The organism is Saccharopolyspora mangrovi, from assembly GCF_035320975.1.
Lineage (GTDB): Bacteria > Actinomycetota > Actinomycetes > Mycobacteriales > Pseudonocardiaceae > Saccharopolyspora > Saccharopolyspora mangrovi.
Map to the genome: position 1 here is coordinate 45,081 of NZ_JAWLNX010000022.1, position 23,026 is coordinate 68,106.

The following is a 23,026-nucleotide window of genomic DNA, read 5'->3' on the forward strand; positions in this document are numbered from 1 at the left end:
TCTGCGGGCGCTCTCCCCCGGGGCGGGGCCGGGGCGGGCGGGCGCGCCGGCCCCCCCCCCCCCCCCCCCCCCCCCACCGCCGGGACGAAAAAAGGGGGTTCTAGCGGCGCTTCTTCGGCGGGTCCTTGCGCAGCAGGTCCGGGCCGATGATCCGCCGCACCACGCGGCGCATCAGGCTGCGCTTGCGCGCCGGGGCCACCGCCCGCTCGGTCACCGCCGGCTGCGGACCGGTCACCGCCGCAGGCGAGGCCGCCGAGATCTCGGGGTTGAGCCGCTTGGCGAACTCCGGCTGCTCGTCGCGGATCGCCGGGATGTAGGGCTGGGTGACCTCGACGTGCTCGGGCACCGGCGGCGGCGCCATCGGCGGCTGCTGCTGCGGGGCCGGCGGGGCGGCCGCCGAAGGCGGGATCGAGGGCATCGAAACCGGTTCGTCGCTGTAGAAGGCCTGAAACGCCGTGTCACCGGCGATCGCGTCCTGCGACGGGGCGTGCGGGCCGGGGGCCGGCTGCGGGGGCGAACCGGGGTTGAGCGCCTCGGCGAAGGTCGTGCCTTCCGACATCGCCGTGCTCGGCCGCTGCGGGAGGGGGTTGCGCGGCGCCTCGTCGACCGGAGGCGTCATCGGGGGTTGCTGCACCTGGGGCTGCGGGGAGGTGGCGGTCTGGAACTGCGCCATCTGCGGTGCGGCGTTCGGGGCGGGCATCGGACCGGGAGCCGGCGGGGCGGGATCGAGCGGCTCGTCCACGGGCAGCTGGCCCATGATGCGGGTCGTCGGTTGTCCCGGATCCGGCTGCTGCTGTTGCGCTTCCGAGGGGACCACGGGCTGGAACCACGGTCGAGCAAGATCGTCTTGAATAGTCATCCGTATCGACTCTGCGTCAGCAAACGGCCAATGTCACCGGATCGGGGACTTCCCTTCCGGCGGAGCAGACCCTACCGGTAACGGACCGGTAAAGCACACCCCCTGTTCCCCACGACACGATCTTCACCCGCAACGGCATTCATCGCCGGCCATGACCGCCTGCCTGAGCTGCCCGAACTCCGCCGCGAGCGTGGCGGCGCTCCAATGCGCGTTCAGGCCACTGGGATTGGGCAACACCCACACCCCGGCACCACCGATCGTCCGGTCCTGCTTACCGAACGTGGCGCGCTTGGCGCCGAACGCCGCCCGGTAGGCGGTGATGCCCACGACCGCCACCCACTGCGGCCGGTAGCTCTGCACCTTCGCCTCCAACGCCTGCGCGCCCGCGCGCAACTCCTCCTCGGAGAGCTCCGCGGCCTTCGCGCTGGCCCTCGCCACCAGGTTGGTGATGCCCAAACCCATCCCCAGCAGCTCCGACTGCTCGGCCGGAGCCAGCTCGCGCGGGGTGAAACCGCTGACGTGCAGCACCGGCCAGAACCGGTTGCCCGGACGCGCGAAGTGAAAACCCGTCGCACCCGACCACAAACCCGGATTGATCCCGCAGAACAGCACCTTCAGATCCGGTGCCAGCACATCGCCGATCACGGCCCCGCTGGCGGCTTCCAGTTCCTGCGCACTCGGCCGGTCACCCGACAACTCGCACCTCCGCAACCCGACCCCGGTTCATCACCGGACCCTAACCACACCGCCCGGAGCCACCGAACCCAGCGCCCCCGCACACGCGCGGCAGCAGGCGAATGCGATCATGGCCGCTCGCGCGGTGCGACCCGCGCGAGTGGCCATGACGACGCGTGCTCAGTCGGTGCCCGACTCCATCGCCGCGCGATCCAGCGCCTGCGACTCCGACTCCTCGGCGCCCACCGAGGCGATCGCCTCCGCGCCCCCGGCCTGCAGCGAACCCACCAGCGCCGTCTGGGCCTTGCCGACCAGACCCAGCTGGGCGTAACCCTCCAGCTTCGCCCGCGAATCGGCGATGTCGAGGTTGCGCATCGTCAACTGCCCGATCCGGTCGGTCGGGCCGAACGCTGCGTCCTCGGTGCGCTCCATCGACAGCTTGTCCGGGTGGTAGGAGAACGCCGGGCCCCGGGTGTCGAGGATCGAGTAGTCCTCACCCCGGCGCAGCCGCAACGTCACCTCACCGGTGACCGCCGAACCCACCCAGCGCTGCAACGACTCCCGCAGCATCAGCGCCTGCGGGTCGAACCAGCGGCCCTCGTACATCAACCGGCCCAGCTTGCGGCCCTCGTTGTGGTAGGCCGCCACCGTGTCCTCGTTGTGGATGGCGTTGACCAGCCGCTCGTAGGCGGTGAACAGCAGCGCCATGCCCGGGGCCTCGTAGATGCCGCGACTCTTGGCCTCGATGATGCGGTTCTCGATCTGGTCGCTCATGCCCAGCCCGTGCCGGCCACCGATCGCGTTGGCCTCGTGCACCAGATCGACCGGCGAGGAGAACTCCTTGCCGTTGATGGCCACCGGACGGCCCTGCACGAACGAGACCGTGACGTCCTCGGCCGGGATCGCCACCGACTCGTCCCAGAACCGCACACCCATGATCGGATCGACGATCTCGATACCGGTGTCGAGGTGCTCCAGCGACTTCGCCTCGTGGGTGGCACCCCAGATGTTGGCGTCGGTGGAGTAGGCCTTCTCCGCCGAGTCCCGGTAGGGCAGGCCGTGCTCGACCAGCCACTCCGACATCTCCTGACGGCCCCCCAGCTGCTCGACGAAGTCCTCGTCCAGCCACGGCTTGTAGATCCGCAGCCGCGGGTTGGCCATCAGCCCGTAGCGGTAGAACCGCTCGATGTCGTTGCCCTTGAACGTCGACCCGTCGCCCCAGATCTGCACGTCATCGGCCAGCATCGCGCGCACCAGCAGGGTGGCGGTCACCGCGCGGCCCAGGGGAGTGGTGTTGAAGTAGGTCCGCCCGCCCGAGCGGATGTGGAAGGCCCCGCACGACAGCGCCGTGAGACCCTCCTCGACCAGCGCCTCGCGGCAGTCGACCATGCGCGCGATCTCGGCGCCGTAGTCCTTGGCCCGGCCCGGGATCGAGGCGATGTCGGACTCGTCGTATTGGCCGATGTCGGCGGTGTAGGCGCACGGCACAGCGCCCTTGTCGCGCATCCAGGCCACAGCGACGGAGGTGTCGAGACCCCCGGAGAAGGCGATGCCGACCCGGTGGCCGACCGGCAGAGACGTCAGAACCTTGGACATGCGGAAAGTTTATGCGACCGGCTGTATGGTTATCCACCCGGGTCGCCCATCGGTGTGCAACCTCACCCCGCTCCAGCTCACCGGACCGTGCTGCTGATCGATACCGGTCGGCCCAGTTCTCCCGTAGCTCCCGCCAGCCGCGAAGTAGAGGGCGATCGCCCGATCATGTTGCCGGTGGTCGCGCAGCGTCCAGGCGTGCGTCAGAGCTGGGAGTCGGACGAGCTGATTTGGCCTCGCTGGTGCGCTGCACAAACAAGGGCCTCCGCAGCCGCGGAGGCCCTTGCCGGGAACGCTAGCTCGAGTTTGACGAGCGTCTTTCGCACTGCTGAACTCCGCCTGCTCTTCAACTTCCGGCAGGGCTCAGGACTACGAACGTCCTTGAGTTGGACCATGCGTTCCTTTCGGGGCTGTCGCGCCATCGCCCCTTCGGTTCACCGACCCTCTCAATCGATTCACCGCACCCTTAGTACACGCCCGTTGAGGGCAAAAGTCAATGGCGTGAGCCTTCTGAGCTGCTGAAACCTGACGCTGACCGCGCCTTGGTGGCAAACGACGGGGCGAGCACCACATGCTGGGCATGGCTGTGCAGCTCGGGACGGTTCGGTACTTGGGCACGTTCCTGCCCGATCCGCTGGGCGTGCCGCCCAGGTGGTCGACCACGTCGCGGCCCGGTTGGACATCGCGGACGCTTCGTGCCTCGAGCGCTACGCCGAGCGGCCCAAGACGCCGTCGACATGGCCATCCACGAACACACCGAGCAAACCATCGACACCCAAGAACTCGCCGATCTCGTCGTGACCACCCTCCTACACGGCATCGGCTCGAAGGGTCAGCAGCTGTCCGATCGAGGATGGTTGGCTGGAACGGTCTCGCAGTGGTCACGACGAGCGGCCCTCTGATCGCGTGGCAGCCAACCCTTCAACGGCTTCGCGATGTCGCGATGAGTGACGAAGTTGGGGGCGACCATCAACTCCATCGCGAGGCTGGGGCCGTGATCTCTCGCGCCGGTGGAGTGCCCGAACTCACCGTCCCGCGTCGAGCCACCGGGGCGGGCGTTGGGCACAATCAGGGGTGAATCGGATCCGGACGAGGCGCACCGTACCTGGCCATGCAAAGACGGTGCAGGCGCGCAAGGAGCGCGCACCGTCATGGCATGGATCGTTCTCATCATCTCCGGCATGTTCGAAGCCGTCTGGGCGCTCGCGCTCGGCAAATCCGAAGGGTTCAGCCGACTCGCGCCGTCGCTGGTGTTCGTCGTCGCGCTCGCGATCAGCATGGGCGGGCTGGCGATGGCGATGCGGACGCTGCCCGTGGGCACCTCCTACGCGGTGTGGGTGGCCGTCGGCGCGGTGCTCACCGTTGGATACTCGATGGCCACCGGCGACGAATCGATCTCACCGGTCAAGATCACGCTGCTGCTCGGTCTGATCAGCTGCGTGGTCGGCCTCAAGCTCGCCCACTGACCTCATCCCGGGGTGTGCCGTCCCAGCGCCACGTGAACGGCCTGGGGCGGCCGGGCAGGTCCGCGCGGCCGGTGGACCACAGCAGGGCCGGCCACGGATCGGTGAAGGCGGGAGCTTCGGGGAAGAGCCGCTCGAGCACGCCCGTGCACAGCTCGGCCGGCGGATTCCAGTCCAGGCCGAGGTCGTCGGTGACGTCGTGGGTGTGCACGAGGGTTTCCACGATGCCCATCGCCGCGAAGCCTTCGGGATCGGAGTTGCCGAACACGTGGTAGGAGCGCGCCTGTGACGATGCCGTGCGCACCATCGCCACCAGCAGCGCGCCCGTGGCCTCCAACGTCTGCAGCAGACCGTCCGGTCCGGCGTCGGGGTCGGCGTGCACGGCGTTCCACGGCCCGCCCTCCCGGCGCGGTTGCCACACGAAGGGCACGAGGCCGTCCAACGCGGGTGCGGCGGGGCCGAGCTGGACGGCGTAGGAGAACAGGTCGTCGCTGAGGTGCTCCACGGTTTCCCAGCGGTCCCACTCCAGCGACCCGGCCGGCGACCGCCACGCCTCCGCGGGCACCGCCCGCAGCACCGCCACGGCCATCCGAACGGCGAGGGCGAGGTCATCGGCGGTCACCACTGATCGAGACATGCCCGGAAACCTACCGCCACCACGCCCGCCGACGCCCCTGCTTTGTTCGAGGTCAGTGCGCGCCGGGCGATGAGTTCTGGCGACGACTCTGTCCTGCCCGCCCCCACGCCCGGCGCCGGCCATCCCTGAGCCAACAGGGCGTTGCCGGTTCGTGCGTCAGTCCTCGTCGAGCAGGTGGCGGAGGTACTTGTCGGGGCCGGCCAGGAAGTCGCGGGTCAGGCGCACCGGCAAGGCCTGGTCGTAGTCGGTGGTGGCGGTCGTGCCGTCGTCGTCGATCTCGACGATCCGCGCGCCCGGCAGGGCCAGCAGGACGGGGGAGTGGGTGGCGATGATGAACTGGCTTCCCTGCCCGGCCAGCTCGGTCAGACGCGCCAGCAGCGCCATGCAACCGCGCACCGACAGCGCCGCCTCGGGTTCGTCGAGGACGTAGAGCCCGCGCGGGCCGAAGCGGTGGGTGACCAGATCCAGGAACGACTCGCCGTGCGAGCGCTCGTGCGGCGAGACACCCCCCGTAGGCCGGCAGCAGCGAGGGCGATCCGGGGTCCTGGTCGAGACGTTCGATCTCGCTGGCGACGTTGTAGTAGGACTCGGCGCGCAAGAAGAAGCCGGTGCGGGGTTTGCGGTTCCAGCGCAGGACCAGGTGGTCGCCGAGGCTGGACTCGGTGGCGCGGGTGGCGAAGCGGAACGACTGCGATCCGCCTTCGGGGTTGAAGCCCGCGGCGGTGGCGATCGCCTCGACGAGCGTGGATTTGCCGGTTCCGTTCTCCCCGACCAGAAACGTCACTGACGATTCCAGGTCGAGTCCGTCGCCATCGGCCAGGTGGGAGACCACCGGCAGCGTGAAGGGGTAGCGGCCGGTGCCGGCCCCGGCTTCCAAGCGGGCGTGGCGCAGGAACGCCCCAGTGGCCCGCCGCGACTCCCAGCTCTGACGCATCGACCGACGTTAGCGCGACCACCCGGCCCGGCAGGCCCGGGGCAGTCCGCGCCCTTCTTCCGCGCCCCGCTTCATCAATTACGTTACTAACGTTTCTCAGTCAACGAAACGGAACCGTATCCAGGGGAAACGGACAAAAGTGCACCGTGCATAATCGCGCTTATGTGCGGTAAGATGGGATCATGGAGATTCAGGCGGCACCGGCCGGTGGGGCAGCGGGACGGCGGGCGCAAACGGAACTGCTGGCGGCGACCACGCGCACCGGCCACACCCTCACCGCGCTGATCGCCTCCTGGCTGGGCTCGTTCGCCGAGTCCGCCGACACCCGCCAGGCCTACTCGCGGGACCTGCGCGAGTACCTGGACTGGTGCACCCGCCGCGACCTCGACCCGCTGGGCGTGCGGCTGCCCGAGGTGCAGATGTACGCCGCGGAACTGGCCGCCACCGCCAACCCCCGCACCGGCAGGCCCGCGGCGGCCTCCACCCGGGCACGCAAGCTCGCCGCGGTCTCCAGCTTCTACACCCACCTCGTGCGCGCCGGGGCGATCGATGCCAACCCGGCCCGGGATGCCGCGCGCCCCCGCTACGACCGCAGGCATTCACCGACCACCAGCGTCTCGGCCGAGCAGGCCGGTGCGATGCTGGCCGGTAGCCGCCAGTACCACCACCGCACCCTGGGGCCGCAGGCCGCCGCGCTGGTGATGGCGCTGCTGATCGACCTGGGCGTGCGGGTCTCGGAGCTGTGCAACGCCGATCTGTCCGACCTCGGGCAGCGGGAGGGCATGCGGGTGCTCACGGTGCGGATGAAGGGCGGCAAGGTCCGCACCCGTCCGATCCCGCACGGACTGCACGGCGTGCTCGACGCCTACCTGCAGCAGCGCCCCGACGCCGACACCGAGGCGCTGGTGATCACCCGGGAGGGCAGGCGGGTCAACCGGCACCAGATCTACCGGCTGGTGCAGGCGATGGCCGCCCAGGCCGGGGTGCCGATGCCGCAGCGCATCACCCCGCACTCGATGCGCCACACCTTCAACACCATCGCCCGCCAGCACGGCGCCGCCCTGGAAGACCGGCGGGACGCGCTCGGGCATTCCTCGGCGGCGATCACCCAGCTCTACGACCACGTGGCGCTGTCGCTGACCCGCGATCCGGCGCATCTGGTCGCCGAAGCGACCCGGGCCAGCCCGGATTCGAACGAGCCATCCCCTTGATCATTTAGGTCACGGTGACGAAAAGAATCTTGGTGGGACGCGATGAGTTCGGCCCGGCCGGCGGGTCTACACGGGCATGACTTCACACACCCAGACACCCACCACCGTCAACAGCATCGGCGTCACCATGTTCACCGTCGCCGACCAGGACGCCGCGCTGGAGTTCTACACCAGCAAACTCGGCTTCGAGGTCCGCGGCGACACCCGCTTCGGCCCCAACGACGAGTACCGCTGGCTGGAGGTCGCGCCACCCGGGTCGACGGCGCGGCTGGCGCTCAACCCGCCGATGGGCGGCGGGCAGCCCGGCGGCTGCGGCATCGGTGTGGAAACACCCGACGTGCACGCCGAGTACGAGCGGCTGCGTTCCCTCGGCGGAGTTCAGATCGACTCCGCGCCCGAGAGCAGCCCGGGGGCTCCGCTGCTGTTCATGATCAGCGATCCCGACGGCAACCACATCGCCGTCGTGCAGGTCTGAGCGGGCAGGTTGGTCGCGTTCGGCGAGGTCGGTGGCCGAACGCGACCACCTCGGCTGCCGAGCCCCACCGGCGAGATGGCTAGGCGGTGGTGATCTCCTCGTTCACCTCGGCGGGACTGGGACGAGCGTCGTTCTCGGAGGAGCTGACCGAGCGGGACGAACGGCACTAAGTGCACCTCGAGACCGTCTGGCCGCCTCGGCGGGTCGTGTGCCGCAGCCGGTTTGGTCAGCGATGAACCCACTGTGGCGATCACGTTGAGGTCGTGGCCGGCCAGCGCGTCGACGGTCGTGGCGAGCACGTCGGGGTCGGAGAAGATCGTGCCCAGGGTGACCAGTGCGGTGGGCTTGGTCGGGTCGTGGAAAGCCGGTGGCTCGTAGGCCATGTCGCGGGGGCGCCGGTGGGCTTGCGCGCGCAGCGGCAGCACCGCAACGTCGCTGGACCACTCGGGATCCTGCATCAGCGCCGGGCACGGGTCGATGTATCCGCGTGGTGCGACGGCAGTGAGCCCGGCGTGCCGGTAGCGCGAGGTCGCGGCGTGCTGGATCTCGGCGATCACCGCTGGGGTCGCGGGACCGAATCCCGCCCGGTACCAGGCAATGCCGAGTTCAGCGGCGACCATCGGGCCGATGGCGTCGAAGGCTTCGGACACGACCAGGTCGGGAGCCCACGTGCGGCCGAGCGCGAGCGTCTCGGCGGCGCCGAGGTCCACGCGCGAACCGTCCGAAGATCTCGCCGATGAGTTCGGGGCTCGGGTGGAACGGGTCGGCGCCGGTGCGGCGGGCGGCGTCCTGGGAGAACTCCATCGGCATCGCACCCGCGGCCAGCCATTCCACCTCGGCTGCGAGTTCCGGGCCCACCTGGTCCCGCACGCCTGCGCTGGTGGTCAGGGCAACAGCGTGCCCTGCCGCCACGGCTGCCTGCATCAACGGCGCCAGCGGTAGGACGTGCCCGTAGGCGGGCGTCGCGCTGAACAGGATTCGCACACGCCCAACCTACGCACCGCTGCGGCCGGTCGGTCCCGGAATCGTCAACTCCCCGATGATCTGGTCAGGCGCGTGAGCAGCAGGATGACCAGCGCGGAGGCGGCCTGGATGCTCGTGCCGATGGCGAAGGCGGCACCGAAGCCCCAGTGGGCGGCGGCCACGGTGAACACCGCTCCGTAGGCGGCAACACCGACGGCCAGGAACAGCTGCTGCGTGGTGGAGAACAACCCGCCGCTGAGCCCGGCGATGTGGGCGGGGACCTGCGCCATCACCGTCTGGACCAGCGGCCCGAAGATCAGCGCCTGGGACGAGCCCAGCAGCAGCAACCCGATCTGCACCAACCACTCCGGTGGCGCGGGCCAGCCCGCCACCACCGCGCCGGCCAGCAGCAGCAGCGCGGCGGCCTGGCCGAGGCAGCCGTTGCGCAGGGTGGTGGCCGCCGACCACGGCAACCGCCCCGACAGCAGCGACACCACCAGGAACGACAGGGCGAATGAGGCGAGGCTGACCCCGGAGCGCACCGCCGAGTAGCCCATGCCGGATTGGGTGGCCAGGGCGTATTCGTACATGAAGGCGCCGTAGCCTGCGAAGAAGATGCCCGTGCAGGCCAGTCCGACCTGCATCGGCCGCAATCCCAGCACTGATCCGGGCAGCACCGGGATTCCCGTGGTGCGCGCGTAGCGGTGTTCCCACCACAGCAGGCCGGCCAGCAGCGGCAGCGAGATCGCCAGCACCAGAAGTGTCCACAGCGGCCATCCGGTTCCCGGGCCGAGGGTGATCGGCACCAGCACCGCCAGGATCAGCGCCGCCAGCAGTGCCACGCCCACCGGGTCCAGGGGCGGGCGCTGCTGTTCGCGGGTTTCGGGAACGAACCCGATGCCCGGCAGCGCGATCACGGCGATGGCCACCGCCACCCACAACGTCAGCCGCCAGCCCTCCGGGCCGAGACCGGCCAGCACGCCGCCGAGGACCATGCCGACACCCCCGCCGAAACCGGCCACGCCGCCGAACATGCCCACCGCGCGCACCCGGGCGTGCCCGGTGGTGGTGGCTTGGATGACCGCGAGCACCTGCGGCACGGTCAGCGCCGAGGCCATGCCTTGCAGGCAGCGCAGCACGACGATGCCGGCGGCGTCGGGTGCCAGCGCGGTCAGGGAGGTGATCACCGCGAAGGCGATCATGCCGGTGAGCAGGACCCGGCGGCGTCCGAAGGCGTCGCCGAGCCGTCCGCCGAGGATGAGCAGCGCGGCCAGGCACATCGCGTAGCCGCCCATGATCAGTTCCAGCCAGGCGTGCGAGGTGTGCAGGGCCGCGCCGATGGCCGGCAGCGCGACGTTGACGCTGCCGAAGTTGTAGGTGGCGAGGAACCCGCAGCTGAGCAGCGCCAGCAGCGCGGTGGTGCTCAGGGCGCGTGGCGGTGCCTCGGGTGCGGTGGAGACGGGGAGGTTCACGGGCGCCAGCCTGCTCTCGTCTCCGATCCGGGTACCAGAAGCCCGTTCATACCGGTACTAACGCCACCTGGATAACGCGTGGCCGGGTCTCGCATGATGGTGGCATGACCGAGGTGACCCGACGTGAACTCGCCGCGTTCCTGCGCAGCCGCCGCGAGCGCTTGAGCCCGGCGGCGGCCGGGTTGGCCGCTCACGGTCGTCGCCGCACTCCGGGTTTGCGGCGGGAGGAGGTCGCGCAGCTGGCCGGGGTCGGGGTCACTTGGTACACGTGGCTGGAGCAGGCGCGCCGGATCAACGTCTCCTCGCAGGTGTTGTGCGCGGTGGCTCGCGCGTTGCAGTTGGAGCCCGATGAGCGCAGGCACCTGTTGCGGTTGGGCGGGTTCCCGGTGGCTGATCCGGTGGCCGATGCCGCGGGGGTGCTCACCGAGGCGCATCTGGCGATGCTGGACAAGTTGCTGCCGTACCCGGTGGCGATCCAGACCGACCGGTTCGACCTGCTGGCCTACAACCGCACCTACCGGTATCTCATCGACGATGTGGAGAAGTGGCCGGCGCACGAGCGCAATTGCGCGCTGCTGGTGTTCCTCGACCCGGCGTGGCGGGAGCGCTACCTGGATTTCGACAAGGTCGCCGCCAGCGTGGTGGCCCGGCTGCGCGCTTCGATGGTCTCCCACGCCGAGGATCCGGAGTGGACGGGGCTGGTGGAGCGGTTGCGGTCGGAGTCGCCGTGTTTCGAGCGGCATTGGCAGCGTCACGACGTGGCGTTCGGTGATCGTTCCGAGCGGGGGTTCCGCAACGATCGGGTGGGGTTGTTGCGGGTGAACTTCACCGGACTGTGGCTGGATGCGGCGCGGTCGGTGCGGATGGTGTCGCTGGTGCCCGCCGATGAGCTGACCGCCGCGCGGCTGCGCGACCTGGACGAGGCGGTGCAGGCCGAAGCCGCTGTGCTGGCCAGGCCTCTGGCGGCGTGATCGCCTTCAGCGGCGGGTCAGCACGGTGGTGGTGTTGGCGGTGACGATGGCGGCGATGGAGGCCCACTGCCAGGCGTCGAGGTGCTGGTCGAGGATGAGCATGCCGGTGGTGGCGGCCAGGACCGGGTTGAGGCTCATGAAGATCGCGAACAGCGGTGCCGGGACGTGGCGCAAGGCCAGGGCGTCGCACAGGAACGGCACCGCCGAGGACAGCACTCCGGCGGTGATCGCGCAGGCCAGCGCCGTTGCGGTGGGCGGGTGGGTCAGCAGCACGCCGATGCCGATGGGCAGGAACAGCACACCGGACACCCCGCAGGCGGTGGCGGTGCCCTGACCGTGGGGCAGCGTCTGCGACAGGGCGCGGTTGAGCAGGATGTAGCAGGCCCAGCAGGCCGCGGCCAGCAGCGCCAAGGCCATGCCGAGGTAGTCGGTGCTGGGTTGCGGGCGCATCAGCACCGCGACTCCGGCGGCGGCCAGCAGCGCGCAGCCCAGGTCGGTGCGGCGGCGTGATCCGGCCAGCGCGACCGCGAGCGGCCCGCAGAATTCCAGGGTGACGGCCAGGCCGAGTCCGATGTGGTCGATGGCGCTGTAGAGCGCGAGGTTGATGACGGCGAACACCGCGGCCAGGGCCAGCACCAGCCGCCACTGGGCCCGGGTGAACTCCCGCAGGCGCGGGCGGGTCACGGCCATCAGCACCACGGCGGCCAGCCACTGGCGCACCGCCACGACTCCGGCCGGCGTGATGGTGTCGAAGGCCAGCGAGCCGATCGCGGCGCCGGTCTGGTTGGACACCGCACCGCCCGACATCAACGCCACGCCGGTGCTCCGCGAGGGTGCCGGGGTGCTCGGGGCGGTGGGGGTGTGCACGCTCGTCATGGCCTTGAGCGTGCGCCCGGGCGATCGTTGCGCAAAATGCATCCGCCACACCGGCGATACGCTTGATGCATGGATGTGGAGTTGCGGCAGCTGCGATGCCTGGTCGCCATCGTCGAGGCGGGCACCTTCACCGACGCCGCCGCCGAACTCGGTCTCTCGCAAGCGCAGGTCTCACGCACCCTGGCGGGGTTGGAGAACGCCCTCGGCGTGCGGCTGCTGCGGCGCACCAGCCGGCAGGTCAGTCCCACCGCGGCGGGAACCCGCATCTTGGCGCGTGCCCGCCGGGTGCTGGCCGAGGCCGAGGAGCTGGTGCGCGAGGCCACCACCGGTGATGCCGTGCTGCGCGTCGGTTATGCCTGGTCGGCGCTGGGCCGGCACACCGTGGCCTTCCAGCGGTGGTGGGCGCAGCAACGCCCGGAGGTCCGGTTGCAGCTGGTGCGCACCAATTCCGCCACAGCCGGGCTGGCCGAAGGTGCCTGCGACGTGGCGGTGGTGCGGTCCGAGCCGGATCGGCGTCGCTTCTCCAGCGCGGTGGTGGGGTTGGAGCGCCGCTACTGCGCGATGGCCACCGACGACCCGTGGGCGCGACGCCGGTTCGTGCGGCTGGCCGACATCGCTGAACGCACCGTGCTCATCGACCGGCGCGCCGGGTCCACCACCCCGCAGCTGTGGCCGCAGGACCACCAGCCCGACTTCGAGTACACCGCGGATGTCGATGACTGGCTCACTGCGGTCTCCAGCGGACGCGTCGTGGGCATCACCTCCGAGGCCACCCTCACCCAGTACCGGCGCAGCGGCGTGGTCTTCCGCCCGGTCCGCGACGCCCCACCGATCCCGGTGCACCTGATCTGGTGGCGCGACGAACGCCACCCCCACGCAGGCAAGGTCGTCGACCTGCTCACCGACCTCTACCGGCGCTGAGCCTGCCTGCGGCCGAGGTGGTCGCTGTCAGGACGGTTCGCTGGTGTCCGGGAGCGGGGCGAGCGCGGTGTTGTGGGCGCGTTGGTAGATCACCGAGGTGCGGAAGCTGACGATCTCGCGTCGTTTGCTGAGCCGGTCGACGACGAAGGAGTGCAGGCGGTCTAGGTCTTGCACGGCCACGTGCAGGATGAAGTCGTCGCCCCCGGCCAGCACGAAGACGGTGACCACCTCCTCCATCCGGCCGACGGAGTCCTTGAAGTCGTCGATCACCGCGCGGCTCAGGGGGCGGACCTGCACGGCCACGAGTGCTTGGACGCCGCGGTTGAGGGCCGCGAGATCGATGTCGGCGTGGTAGCCGCGGATGACACCGCGGCGGGTCAGCGATCGCACGCGTTCCAGGCAGGTCGAGGGGGCGATCCCGAGCGTGCGGGCGAGTTCGCGGTTGGACTGCCGCGCATCTGTCTGGAGTTGCTCGATGATCGCCGAATTAAGTTCGTCCATCCCGCCATCTTCGCACGGATTCCGAACGAACGAACACGACAAAGCAGGCCTGGGCGCACAGCTGACTAGTTTGGTGGCCGTTCGTCGGTCATGTGGAGGAGATGGTGGTGTCTTTGCCGACCAGGCTGGTTGTGGTGGTTCGTTCGGTTCTGACGATGAGCGGGGGCGAGGCGTGATGTGTTCGCGTGCCTCGGTGCGACCCGGATCGCTCGGGCGGGCCGAAGGCACGGCGCTGTGCGTGGCGGCCGTGCTCGGGCCCGGGGTGCTGGCGCTGCCCGCTGTGGCCACGGCCGCGGCAGGACCGGCCTCGATCGTGGCCTGGGCTGGGCTGCTGGCCTTGAGCGCGCCGGTCGCGGGCTCCTTCGCGGCGCTGGGGGCGCGTTTGCCCGACGGGGGCGGCGCGGCCGCGTTCGCCGCACGGGCGTTCGGGCCGCGTGTGGCGGCATCGGTGGGTTGGTGGTTCTTCTTCGCCGTCCCGTTCGGGGTGGTCGCCGCCGCCCTGGTCGGCGGGCACTACGTCGCCGAGGCGCTCGGATGGGGGCAGGCGGGGGCGTTGGTGGTCGCCGGTGCCTTGCTGGCCGCCGCGTTCGCCGCCAACTACGTCGGTCTGCGCTTCACCGGCCGCGTTCAGCTGCTGTTGGTCGCGGTTTTGGTGGCGCTGCTGGCTTCGGCCACGCTGGCGGCCGCGCCTGAGCTCGACTGGGCGCACTTCACGCCGTTCCTGCCGCACGGGTGGGGCGGTGTCGCCCATGCCGTCAGCGTGCTGTTCTTCGCCTTCGCCGGGTGGGAAGCCATCAGCCACCTCTCGGGCGAGTTCCGCGCTCCGCGCCGCGATCTCCCGCAGGTCACCACCGTGGCGGTGGTCGTGGTGGGCGTGGTCTACCTCGCCCTGGCCGTGACCAGCATCGGTGTTCTCGGTGCGCGCGGCGGCAGCACCGCGGTGCCGCTGACGCTGCTGCTGGAACGCGGGATCGGCGGCGCGGCGGGCATCGTGGCCTGTGCTGCGGCGGTGTTGTTGTGCTTCGGCGCGGTCAACACCTACCTCGCCGGTGGTGCCCGGTTGGGGGCCTCGCTCGCCCGCGAAGCGACACTGCCGGCCTGGCTGGCGCCGGGTGGCCGACCAGGGGAGGTTCCTCGCCGCAGCGTGACGGCGCTGGGGGTGCTCAGCGCAGCCGTGCTCGTCGCGGTCGCGCTCGGCGCCTGCTCCCTCGACACCCTGATGCGCGCGACCTCCGCGTGCCTGGCCGCGGTCACCTGCGCCGGCTGCCTGGCAGCCGCCCGGCTGCTCTCCGGCGCCCGCCGCTACGCCGCGATCACCGCCAGCACCTCCACCGCCGTCGTCCTGGCCTTCTGCGGCCCGTTCCTGATCCTGCCCGCCCTGCTGGGCGCAGCCGCCCTCACCTACGCCACCGCAACGGCATCGCACCGCCGCACAGGACCGAGCTCCGGACAGCAACGCACCCGCACTCCAACCGGTGCTCAACCCTGACCGTCACGGCACGCGCGCGTCGTCGGGTCAGCGGGGTGTTGTTCGGGTTGTCGTGTGGTTTCGGTTTGGGTGAATCGGGGCGGTAGGGGCCGGGTGGGCGCCTAAGATCGCGCGTTCGAAGCTGTCCGAAGAACGCTTGGAGCGCACATGTCCCACGGGGCCAGACCCGAGTTACCCACGCAGCGCAGCACCCAGCCGGTGGGTGCCATCGACCGCTACTTCGAGATCACCGCGCGGGGTTCGACGATCTCCCGGGAGATCCGGGGCGGGTTGGCGACGTTCTTCGCGATGTCCTACATCGTGGTGCTCAACCCGCTGATCGTGGGCACCGCCGCCGACGAGACCGGGGCGACGCTGGGTGTGGCGCCGGTGGCCTCGGCGACCGCGCTGGTGGCCGGGGTGATGACGATCCTGATGGGCCTCATCGGCCGGTACCCGTTCGCCATCGCCGCCGGATTGGGGCTCAACGCCTTCCTGGCCTCGGCGGTGGCCACGCAGATGAGCTGGGCCGATGCGATGGGCCTGATCGTCATCGAAGGCGTGATCATCGCCGTGCTGGTGCTCACCGGCCTGCGCACCGCGGTGTTCAACGCCGTGCCCGGGCAGCTCAAGACCGCCATCAGCGTGGGCATCGGGTTGTTCATCGCGCTGATCGGGCTGGTCGATTCCGGTTTCATCCGCCGCATGCCCGACGAGGCCGGCACCACCACCCCGGTGCAGCTGGGCATCAACGGAAACCTCGCCGGGTGGCCGGTGTTCGTCTTCGCCATCGGCCTGCTGATCACCGCCGCGCTGGTGGCCCGCCGCGTCAAGGGCGCGATCCTGCTGGGCATCGTCTCCACCACCGTGCTGGCCGTCATCGTCGAAGCGCTCACCCGCACCGGCCCCTCCACCGCCGATGACGGGTCGAGCAATCCGCGCGGCTGGAGCCTGGTGGTGCCCGCGCTGCCCGAGAAGGTCCTCGACGTGCCCGACCTGGGGTTGCTGGGGCAGTTCACCCTGCTCGGGTCGCTGGAGAACGTCGGCCTGGTGGCGGTGCTGCTGCTGGTGTTCACCCTGCTGCTGGTCGACTTCTTCGACACGATGGGCACCGTCGTCGGTCTGGGAGCCGAGGGTGATCTGCTCGACCGCGACGGCAAGCTGCCCGGCATCGGCCGGGTGTTCTTCATCGACTCGCTGGCCGCCATCGGTGGCGGCGTGGCCTCGACCTCGTCGAACACCACCTACATCGAATCGGCCGCCGGCATCGGCGAAGGCGCGCGCACCGGACTGGCCAGCGTGGTCACCGGCGCGCTGTTCCTGCTGGCGATGTTCTTCACGCCGCTGATCTCCACCGTGCCGTTCGAGGCGGCCAGCCCGGCGCTGGTGATCATCGGGTTTCTGATGCTGACCCAGATCCGCGGCATCGACTTCAGCGACTACGGGCTGGCGATCCCGGCGTTCCTGACGATCGTGGTCATGCCCTTCAGCTACTCCATCTCCGCCGGCATCGGCGTGGGTTTCGTCAGCTATGTGGTCATCCGCTGCGTGCAGAAGCGCGCGCGGGAGATCCACCCGCTGATGTGGGTGGTCTCGGCGCTGTTCGTCGTCTACTTCTGCGTCGAACCGCTCAAGGAAGCGCTCGGCGTGTGAGACCCGGGCGGCCGGACCTGCTGTTGGGTTCGGCCGCCTCAGAGGCCTCCGGCCACGCGCAGCACCGCTCCGCTGGCGTAGCGGGCTTGCTCGCCCAGCAGCCAGGCGATGGCCGGGGCGATCTCGTCGGGTTCACCGGCGCGCCCGGCCGGGACGCGGGCCACGGCGGTGTCGATGCGTTCGGACCGGCGTGGATGCCGGTGCGCACCAGTCCCGGGGCCACCGCGTTGACCCGGATGCCTTCGGCGGCCAGCTCTTTGCCCAGCCCCATCGTCAAGGCGTCCACACCGGCCTTGGCCGCGGCGTAGTGCACGTACTCGTGGGGTGATCCCAGGGTGGCGCCGCTGGAGGAGACGTTGACGATCGCCCCGCCCGCACCGCCGCGGCGGGTGGACATGACCTGGGCTGCGCGGCGCGCACACAGGATCGTGCCCAGCAGGTTGACCTCGAGCACCTGCCGGATGGTGCGGTGGGCGTGTCGGCCAGATCGCCGATGTGGGCGGTCAGCCCGGCGTTGTTGACCAGCCCGGAGCTGGCCCAGTTCGGCGGCCGCGGCGAACAGGCCGTCCACATCGGAGTCGCTGGTGACCTCGGCGCGCACCGCCACCGCCCGCACCCCGCTGGGGCGGGCCTGCTCGGCCACGGCGGCGGGCTGCTCGGCGCCGCTGCGATACCCCAGGACGAGGTCGTGGCCTTGCCCGGCCAACTGCAGCGCCGAGCCCGCGCGAGCCGCCGGTGACGATGGTGATCATGCCCAGATCATGGCACCAGCAGCATCAGCACGCTGTCGTGCATGTAGAGCACGGGAAAGACGGTGGCCACCGCCGCGGTGAACAGCACCGCCTGCACGATCACCCCGAGTCCGCGCAGCTTCCAGGCCGCCGCAGCGACCAGCAGCAGCACGCCCAGCACCGCCTGCGCCCACCAGCAGGCCGGCTCGGTGCTGCCGGAGAGGACCAGCACACCGTAGGTCGCTTCACCGATGAGCACCCCGCACAGCGCCGAGATGCCCAGTGCGGCGCGGGTTCCCGGCCGCCGCCGCAGCCACTGCGCGCCCAAGCCCAGCAGGGGCCCGGCCAGCAGGGCCGCAGCGCCCCAGAACACCATCAGCCCGGTGGAGGAGGGGTATCCGCGCAGCACGTCGGTGAGCACGTAGCCGGCGAGCATGCAGGCCAGCGACGCCACCCCGGCCATCGCCCCGAATCCGGCCGTGGGCGCGGGCAGGGCCAGTAGGAACGCCAGCAGGCACCAGGATCCGCTGGAGTTGGCCAGCGAGGCGACCTGCGCGGGCAGCGCGCCCTGGGCGATGGCGGTGGCCGCACCGGCCGCCAAGCCCACCAGCACCGCCATCGCCAGGCCAGCTCCAGCACCGCGAGGGCGGTGCCTGCCGGCGGGGGCGTCGCTGACGAGCGTGGTCATGCCGTGGAGTTTCCCAGCCAGCCGGCAGCACGCCAGGGCGTTTCGGGGCAATCCGGGCGCACCCGGACGGCGCAGCGGCTGCGGGTGTGGTCGGTTGCGCGAACCAGCCACACCCGCAGCCGGTGCGGGCGGGCTGGCTAGGCTGCCGGCCGCGCCGGTTTCGGAAGGTGGTTCCCGCGATGTCGATGCCCAGTCTGCTCGGGGTGTTCGCCCACCCCGATGACGAGTCGTTGTCGGCCGGAGGCGTGCTGGCCTGCCACGCCCAAGCCGGGGCGCGCACCGGTGTGGTGACCGCGACCTGGGTGCAAGACACCCCGCGCGCCGCCGAGCTCGGGCAGGCGCTGCGGATCCTCGGCGCCGGCACACCGCGGCTGCTGGGCTACGCCGATGCGCGGGTGCCCGAGTCCGCGCCCGGGTGCCCGCGGCTGGTCAAGGCGCCGCTGGAGGAGGCGGTGCACCGGCTGGTGGCCCAGCTGCGCGAGTTCCGGCCGGAGGTGGTGATCACCCACGACGCCCACGACGCCCACGGCGGCCTGTCGGGGGACCCCGATCACGTGCACACCCACCGCATCACGGTGCTGGCGGTGCACGCCGCCGGGCTCGACCAGCTCTACCCGGACACCGGGCCCGCCTGGCAGCCCCAGGCGGGGTATTCGGTGACGCACCCGCACTCGGAGCTGGCCGCCCACCGAGGTCTGGTGGGCCGGCGCAAGGCCGTGCACACCGTGCCCGACGAGCAGGTCACCGCCTCGGTCGACGTCGCCGAGTGGCTGGGGGTCAAGACCGCTGCGGTGCTGGCGCATCGCAGCGAGGTGCAGCGCGGCGGCCTGCCCGCCCAGCTCGGCGCGTTGGATCCGGTGGCGCGGCGGGAGTTGTTCGGCACCGAGCACTTCCTGCGCCACGCCGTGGGCCACCTGCCCGCCGTTGAGCGCGAGCCGATCGCCCAGCCGGTCACAGCAGGCTGAGCTGCGCCGGTTTCTGCCTCCTGGGGGCGGTTTCGACGTGCGTGGCCGCATCACCCAGCGCGTCGAGGAACGGTGAGCGGCGGCGGTCCTGGGCGTTGCCGTGCACGCTGCGGCGGGCGGCGTGGGTGAGGTAGAGGTGGTCCTGGGCGCGGGTGAGCCCGACGAAGAACAACCGCCGCTCCTCAGCGATCGCTTCGCTGGTGGTGGGGGTGCTGGGCCAGCGCAGCGGCATCAGGCCGTCTTCGCAGCCCAGCAGGAACACCACCGGGAACTCCAGGCCCTTGGCGGCGTGCATGCTCAGCATCGAGATCGCCTCGGCGCGGGGATCCAGGGCGTCGGCCTCCGCACCCAGGGCCACTTCCCGCAGGAAGACCTCCACGTCGTGGCCGCAGCGCCGCGCCAGCGGCGCGAGCACCTCCACCGCCGAGTGCAGCTCGGCGCGCACCTGTTCGGTGACGTCCAGCCCGGAGGCGGCCGCGCGCAGGCGGGTCAGAGCATCGCCCGCACCGCCGGTGTGGCGCAGTTCGCCCAGCAGCAGCTCCACGCCGGGGCGGGCGGCCAGCCGGTCGTGGGAGCGCTTCTGCACCGGCAGGCCGCGGCGGGTGAGTTCCTCGAGCACCGGGCGGCAGGCGGCGTCGCTGCGGTAGAGCACGGCGATGTCGTTGAAACCGATGCCGCCGGGCCCGTCGCCGGTGACGCGCCCGCTGTCGAGGGAGTGGAACGACGACCCGCCCAGCAGCTGGTCGATGGTGCGGGCGATGTAGGCGGCTTCGGCGTGCTCGTCGACCGCCCGGTGCACCACGATCGTGTTGGCCGGGCGGGTGGAGGCCGGCTGCAGGGTGCGGTCGGTGACCAGGGTGGTCGGGGCGATGGCGCGGGTGGCGCCGGTGAGGATGTGCCGCCCGGACCGGTAGTTGCGGGTCAGCGAGGTCACCGGGGCGGTGGGGTAGTCGTGCTCGAAGCGCAGGAAGAACCCGACGTCGGCGCCGCGGAAGGAGTAGATGGCCTGGTCGGGATCGCCGATGGCGGTGAGGTTGTGGCCGGGCGGGGCCAGCAGTCGCAGCAGCCGGTACTGCAGTTCGTCGACGTCCTGGTACTCATCAACGGTGATCCACCGGTAGCGCCGCTGGTAGTGCTCGCGGATGTCGGAGTGGGTCTCGAGCAGTTCGACGGGTAAGGCCAGCAGGTCGTCGAGGTCGATGAGGCCCTGCTCGCGCAGCCCGGTGAGGTAGTCGGCCAGCAGCGGGTGGTCGCCCCCGGTGCGGCGTGCGGTGGAGAGCTCTTCCCGGGCGGTGCGGGCGGTGCGGGCTTCGCCGGTGAGCTCGGTGAGGATCCGCAGGCTCTCGCCCGCCTCGGCCAGCCCGAACTCCTCCTGCAGGCCCAGCGCTTGGTGGTGTTCGCGCAGCACCTGCAGTCCGAAGGAGTGGAAGGTGGCCACGGTCATGGCCCGGGCGGGCTCGCCGATGAGGGTGTGCAGCCGGTCGGTCATCTCCTGGGCGGCGCGGCGGGTGAAGGTGATCGCCAGGCAGCAGGCCGGGTCGACGTCGCGTTCCAGGACCAGGTGGGCCAGGCGGTGGGTGACGGTGCGGGTCTTGCCGGTGCCCGGCCCCGCCACGATCAGCAGCGGCCCTTCCGGCACCGACGCCGCCTGCCGCTGATCGGGGTCCAACCCGCCCAACACCCCCTCGCCGGGCGCCGGCGCCTCGGGTGCGGGCGTGTGCGGTTCCGGCGCGACCGGCGGCGGTGGTGGCGCGGGCGCCTCGGGTGCGGGTTGTGGGGTGAGCACGGCGTCGAACAGCGCGGGGGTGTCGCGCTGGCGCAGCCGGTCGAGTTCGGCGGGTGCGAACACGCGGATCACGCCGTACTCGCCGTCGTAGCCGGCTTCGCGCACCACCTCGCCGCTGCGCAGGCGGGCGATGGACTCGGCCAGCAGCGCATCGCTGCGGCGCAGCTCGTCGACCGGAACGTGCTGCAGGATCGCCAGTTCCGGGCCGTGGGCGGCCGTGAGCTCGCTGACCTTGGCCACGACCTTCTTGCTCTTGGGGCCCACGCCGAGCAGCTCACCGGTGATCTCCGGCAGCGGGATGAGGTTGTCGAAGCCCGCGGCGTGGGCGGGCCGGAACCCCTCGGGGCGGTCGGCGAGGCTGTCGACCCGGTGGGCCACGCCGACGGTCAGCGGCTTGCCGCAGGTGGGGCAGCGTCCACTGTGGGCGCGGGTGTCGGCGGGGTGCAGGCGGATGCCGCACTTGCGGTGCCCGTCGAGGTGGTACTTGCCCTCCTCGGGAAAGAACTCGACGGTTCCGGCGAAGCCCTCACCGGTTTCCAGGGCGTGCTTGACCGCGAAGTAGTCCAGGTCGGTGTCGAACACGCTGGCCTCGCGCCCCAGCATCGGCGGCGAGTGCGCATCGGAGTGGCTGACCAACGTGTAACCGTCCAGGCCCGAGACGCGCCAGTTCATCTCCGGGTCGCTGGACAAGCCGGTCTCCAGAGCGAAGATGTGCCCGGCCAGGTCGCGGTAGCAGTCCTCGATGCGGTCGAAACCGGCCTTGGAGCCCAGCACCGCGAACCACGGCGTCCAGATGTGGGCGGGAACCAGGTAGGAGCCCGCACCGGATTCGAGGGTGATCTCCAGCAGGTCCCTGGAATCCAGGCCCAGGATCGGGCGGCCGTCGGAGCCGAGGTTGCCGATGCGGCCCAGCTGGGCGTTGAACTTCTCGGCCGCGGCGAAATCCGGGACGTAGCACAGGTGGTGCACCTTGCGGGTGTGCTCGCCGTACTTGTAGATCGTGGAGATCTCCACCGACAGCATGAACCGCACCTGGCCGCCGCAGTTGGCGGGCATGGCGGCGGTCATGGCCGCGTCCAGTTCCGGGCGCAGCCGAAACAGGCCCGGTTCAGCGGGTTCGAGGACCTCGCGCAGGTGCGCGAACCACGCGGGGTGGGTGAAATCGCCGGTGCCCACCAGCGTGATGCCCTTGCGGCGCGCCCACCAGGTCAGGTGCTCGATGTCGCAGTCACGGCTGCAGGCCCGCGAGTACTTCGAATGGATGTGGAGATCGGCGTAGAAGCGCACCCGGCAGATCTTGGCAAAAGATCAACACCGGGGTGCGCGGCGGGGCCTACTCCCAGTGCTGCGGGCGTTCCAGACCAACTGGCAGCCGAGTGTTTTCATCACCTCGGGCGGCCGAGACCTGCGGCTGCGTGAGGAACAGGGCATCGGTGAGGTCGGTTCCGCGCACGTCGGTGTCGCGCAGATCCGCGCCCAACAGGTCCGCTCGGCGCAGATCGGCCTGCCGGACCTCGGCGGCGATCAGCAGCGCACCCCGCAGGTTCGCCGCCCGCAGATCTGCCCGCCGCAACCTCGCGCCCATCAGGTCGGCCCCGCGGTGCTCGGGCCCGGGGTTCTGCCCGCGCACCAGGCGGCTGGCCAGACCGAGCAGGTCGCCGGTGCGGGCGCGTTCGGCGTTGAGATCGACCGCCCGCAGCGCCTGGGCGTCCCGCTCGGTCAGCTCCATGACCTCCCTGCGGCGTGCCTTCAGCTGCTCGTGCAGGGACGTGGTCTCCTCGCGGGCGAGGGCATCGGCGAGGTACCACAGGAGTTCGTGCAGTCCGCGCATCACCGGGAACGCCGCGAACATCGCCCCTGCGGTCTCGGGCGCCTGACGCCAGGAGATGCCGCCGAAGGTGTGCTGCGAGAGGTGCTGGCCCGCTCCGAAGCAGTCGAAGACCGTGCAGCCGGCGAAACCGCTGTCGCGCAGGCGGTCGTGGATGCCGCAGGAGAAATCGTCCAGCAGGTTGTGGCAGGCCACCCCGCTGGGCTTGTCCACGGCGAAATCCGACGACGCCGTGAACGGCAGCGCCACGCAGCACAGCCCGAAGCACCGCGAGCAATCGGCCTGCACATCCCCACTGGAACTCACCTGCACGATTGTGCGCTCACCTGCGGTGATCGGCGACGGCGGGGGCGTTG

22 protein-coding genes, 3 pseudogenes and 1 riboswitch are annotated in these 23,026 nt (G+C 70.9%); of the genes and pseudogenes, 10 read left to right on the forward strand and 15 right to left on the reverse strand.

The window, feature by feature from the left end; translation table 11 throughout:
• Nucleotides 1–100: 100 nt before the first annotated feature.
• The 3 genes from R4I43_RS25855 to argG form a co-directional block, all read right to left on the reverse strand.
• A complete protein-coding gene (locus R4I43_RS25855) occupies nt 101–859 on the reverse strand; it encodes a hypothetical protein (protein WP_324268299.1) in 759 nt (252 codons plus the stop codon).
• A 123-nt stretch (nt 860–982) separates the two neighbouring features.
• Complete coding sequence (mug, locus tag R4I43_RS25860) at nt 983–1,555, reverse strand: G/U mismatch-specific DNA glycosylase (protein ID WP_324268300.1); 573 nt, start codon at nt 1,553–1,555, stop codon at nt 983–985.
• 159 nt (nt 1,556–1,714) lie between these two features.
• Nucleotides 1,715–3,130 (reverse strand): argininosuccinate synthase, encoded by a 1,416-nt coding sequence (argG, locus tag R4I43_RS25865; protein WP_324268301.1) that lies wholly within the window; start codon nt 3,128–3,130, stop codon nt 1,715–1,717.
• A gap of 559 nt (nt 3,131–3,689) precedes the next feature.
• Here argG and R4I43_RS34425 point away from each other — a divergent pair.
• From R4I43_RS34425 to R4I43_RS25875, 3 genes and pseudogenes are all read left to right on the forward strand, one after another.
• A pseudogene (locus R4I43_RS34425) lies at nt 3,690–3,764 on the forward strand (hypothetical protein); the annotation flags it as partial.
• A gap of 100 nt (nt 3,765–3,864) precedes the next feature.
• A complete protein-coding gene (locus R4I43_RS25870; RefSeq protein ID WP_324268302.1) occupies nt 3,865–4,029 on the forward strand; it encodes a hypothetical protein in 165 nt (54 codons plus the stop codon).
• A 160-nt stretch (nt 4,030–4,189) separates the two neighbouring features.
• Nucleotides 4,190–4,256: riboswitch (guanidine-III (ykkC-III) riboswitch) on the forward strand.
• A gap of 22 nt (nt 4,257–4,278) precedes the next feature.
• Entirely contained in the window at nt 4,279–4,593 is a 315-nt protein-coding gene (locus R4I43_RS25875) for a DMT family transporter (protein WP_324268303.1), read from the forward strand.
• Here the strand turns inward: R4I43_RS25875 and R4I43_RS25880 are convergent.
• From R4I43_RS25880 to R4I43_RS25890, 3 genes and pseudogenes are all read right to left on the reverse strand, one after another.
• Nucleotides 4,577–5,227 carry a hypothetical protein gene (locus R4I43_RS25880; RefSeq protein ID WP_324268304.1) on the reverse strand — a complete coding sequence of 217 codons (651 nt, stop codon included), beginning with the start codon at nt 5,225–5,227 and terminating at the stop codon, nt 4,577–4,579. The genes R4I43_RS25875 and R4I43_RS25880 overlap by 17 nt on opposite strands.
• A 156-nt stretch (nt 5,228–5,383) precedes the next feature.
• Nucleotides 5,384–5,695 (reverse strand): AAA family ATPase, encoded by a 312-nt coding sequence (locus R4I43_RS25885; RefSeq protein ID WP_407691318.1) that lies wholly within the window; start codon nt 5,693–5,695, stop codon nt 5,384–5,386.
• Between the two features lie 280 nt (nt 5,696–5,975).
• Nucleotides 5,976–6,161, reverse strand: a pseudogene (locus R4I43_RS25890) (ABC transporter ATP-binding protein); the annotation flags it as partial.
• Between the two features lie 182 nt (nt 6,162–6,343).
• Here R4I43_RS25890 and R4I43_RS25895 point away from each other — a divergent pair.
• The gene (locus R4I43_RS25895; RefSeq protein ID WP_324268306.1) at nt 6,344–7,372 is read left to right on the forward strand and encodes a tyrosine-type recombinase/integrase; all 1,029 of its coding nucleotides are present in this window, start codon (nt 6,344–6,346) and stop codon (nt 7,370–7,372) included.
• A 76-nt stretch (nt 7,373–7,448) separates the two neighbouring features.
• On the forward strand, nt 7,449–7,847 hold the full coding sequence (locus R4I43_RS25900) for a VOC family protein (RefSeq protein ID WP_324268307.1): 399 nt from the start codon (nt 7,449–7,451) through the stop codon (nt 7,845–7,847).
• Here R4I43_RS25900 and R4I43_RS25905 read toward each other — a convergent pair.
• Genes R4I43_RS25905 through R4I43_RS25915 form a run of 3 tightly spaced genes read right to left on the reverse strand, consistent with a single transcriptional unit; the run spans nt 7,751 to nt 10,282 of the window.
• The gene (locus tag R4I43_RS25905; protein ID WP_324268308.1) at nt 7,751–8,557 is read right to left on the reverse strand and encodes a hypothetical protein; all 807 of its coding nucleotides are present in this window, start codon (nt 8,555–8,557) and stop codon (nt 7,751–7,753) included. The two genes, R4I43_RS25900 and R4I43_RS25905, sit on opposite strands and share 97 nt — an antisense overlap.
• Nucleotides 8,454–8,831, reverse strand: a complete 378-nt coding sequence (locus tag R4I43_RS25910) for a hypothetical protein (RefSeq protein WP_324268309.1) — start codon at nt 8,829–8,831, stop codon at nt 8,454–8,456. The genes R4I43_RS25905 and R4I43_RS25910 overlap by 104 nt, the downstream gene beginning before the upstream one ends.
• A gap of 44 nt (nt 8,832–8,875) precedes the next feature.
• Nucleotides 8,876–10,282, reverse strand: a complete 1,407-nt coding sequence (locus R4I43_RS25915) for an MFS transporter (protein WP_324268310.1) — start codon at nt 10,280–10,282, stop codon at nt 8,876–8,878.
• A 104-nt stretch (nt 10,283–10,386) separates the two neighbouring features.
• Here R4I43_RS25915 and R4I43_RS25920 point away from each other — a divergent pair, with 104 nt between their 5' ends.
• Nucleotides 10,387–11,253 carry a helix-turn-helix transcriptional regulator gene (locus R4I43_RS25920; protein ID WP_324268311.1) on the forward strand — a complete coding sequence of 289 codons (867 nt, stop codon included), beginning with the start codon at nt 10,387–10,389 and terminating at the stop codon, nt 11,251–11,253.
• A 6-nt stretch (nt 11,254–11,259) separates the two neighbouring features.
• Here R4I43_RS25920 and R4I43_RS25925 read toward each other — a convergent pair whose 3' ends face one another.
• On the reverse strand, nt 11,260–12,129 hold the full coding sequence (locus R4I43_RS25925; RefSeq protein WP_324268312.1) for an EamA family transporter: 870 nt from the start codon (nt 12,127–12,129) through the stop codon (nt 11,260–11,262).
• Nucleotides 12,130–12,198: 69 nt separating this feature from the next.
• On the opposite strand from R4I43_RS25925, the gene R4I43_RS25930 reads away from it, so the two are divergent.
• Nucleotides 12,199–13,050 (forward strand): LysR family transcriptional regulator, encoded by an 852-nt coding sequence (locus tag R4I43_RS25930; RefSeq protein WP_324268313.1) that lies wholly within the window; start codon nt 12,199–12,201, stop codon nt 13,048–13,050.
• A gap of 27 nt (nt 13,051–13,077) precedes the next feature.
• Here the strand turns inward: R4I43_RS25930 and R4I43_RS25935 are convergent, their stop codons facing one another.
• On the reverse strand, nt 13,078–13,551 hold the full coding sequence (locus R4I43_RS25935; protein ID WP_324268314.1) for an Lrp/AsnC family transcriptional regulator: 474 nt from the start codon (nt 13,549–13,551) through the stop codon (nt 13,078–13,080).
• A gap of 193 nt (nt 13,552–13,744) precedes the next feature.
• On the opposite strand from R4I43_RS25935, the gene R4I43_RS25940 reads away from it, so the two are divergent.
• Both R4I43_RS25940 and R4I43_RS25945 read left to right on the forward strand, forming a co-directional pair.
• A complete protein-coding gene (locus tag R4I43_RS25940; RefSeq protein ID WP_324268315.1) occupies nt 13,745–15,040 on the forward strand; it encodes an APC family permease in 1,296 nt (431 codons plus the stop codon).
• Nucleotides 15,041–15,187: 147 nt separating this feature from the next.
• On the forward strand, nt 15,188–16,672 hold the full coding sequence (locus R4I43_RS25945; protein WP_324268316.1) for an NCS2 family permease: 1,485 nt from the start codon (nt 15,188–15,190) through the stop codon (nt 16,670–16,672).
• A gap of 38 nt (nt 16,673–16,710) precedes the next feature.
• On the opposite strand, the pseudogene R4I43_RS25955 reads toward R4I43_RS25945, so the two are convergent.
• Together R4I43_RS25955 and R4I43_RS25960 are read right to left on the reverse strand one after the other, a co-directional pair.
• A pseudogene (locus tag R4I43_RS25955) lies at nt 16,711–17,378 on the reverse strand (SDR family oxidoreductase).
• Between the two features lie 53 nt (nt 17,379–17,431).
• Complete coding sequence (locus tag R4I43_RS25960; RefSeq protein WP_324268317.1) at nt 17,432–18,091, reverse strand: DUF6518 family protein; 660 nt, start codon at nt 18,089–18,091, stop codon at nt 17,432–17,434.
• A gap of 179 nt (nt 18,092–18,270) precedes the next feature.
• On the opposite strand from R4I43_RS25960, the gene R4I43_RS25965 reads away from it, so the two are divergent.
• Nucleotides 18,271–19,056, forward strand: a complete 786-nt coding sequence (locus R4I43_RS25965) for a PIG-L deacetylase family protein (protein WP_324268318.1) — start codon at nt 18,271–18,273, stop codon at nt 19,054–19,056.
• On the opposite strand, the gene R4I43_RS25970 is transcribed toward R4I43_RS25965, so the two are convergent.
• The gene (locus R4I43_RS25970; RefSeq protein ID WP_324268319.1) at nt 19,043–22,129 is read right to left on the reverse strand and encodes a UvrD-helicase domain-containing protein; all 3,087 of its coding nucleotides are present in this window, start codon (nt 22,127–22,129) and stop codon (nt 19,043–19,045) included. The two genes, R4I43_RS25965 and R4I43_RS25970, sit on opposite strands and share 14 nt — an antisense overlap.
• 46 nt (nt 22,130–22,175) lie before the next feature.
• On the reverse strand, nt 22,176–22,976 hold the full coding sequence (locus R4I43_RS25975) for a pentapeptide repeat-containing protein (RefSeq protein ID WP_324268320.1): 801 nt from the start codon (nt 22,974–22,976) through the stop codon (nt 22,176–22,178).
• Between the last annotated feature and the right edge of the window lie 50 nt (nt 22,977–23,026).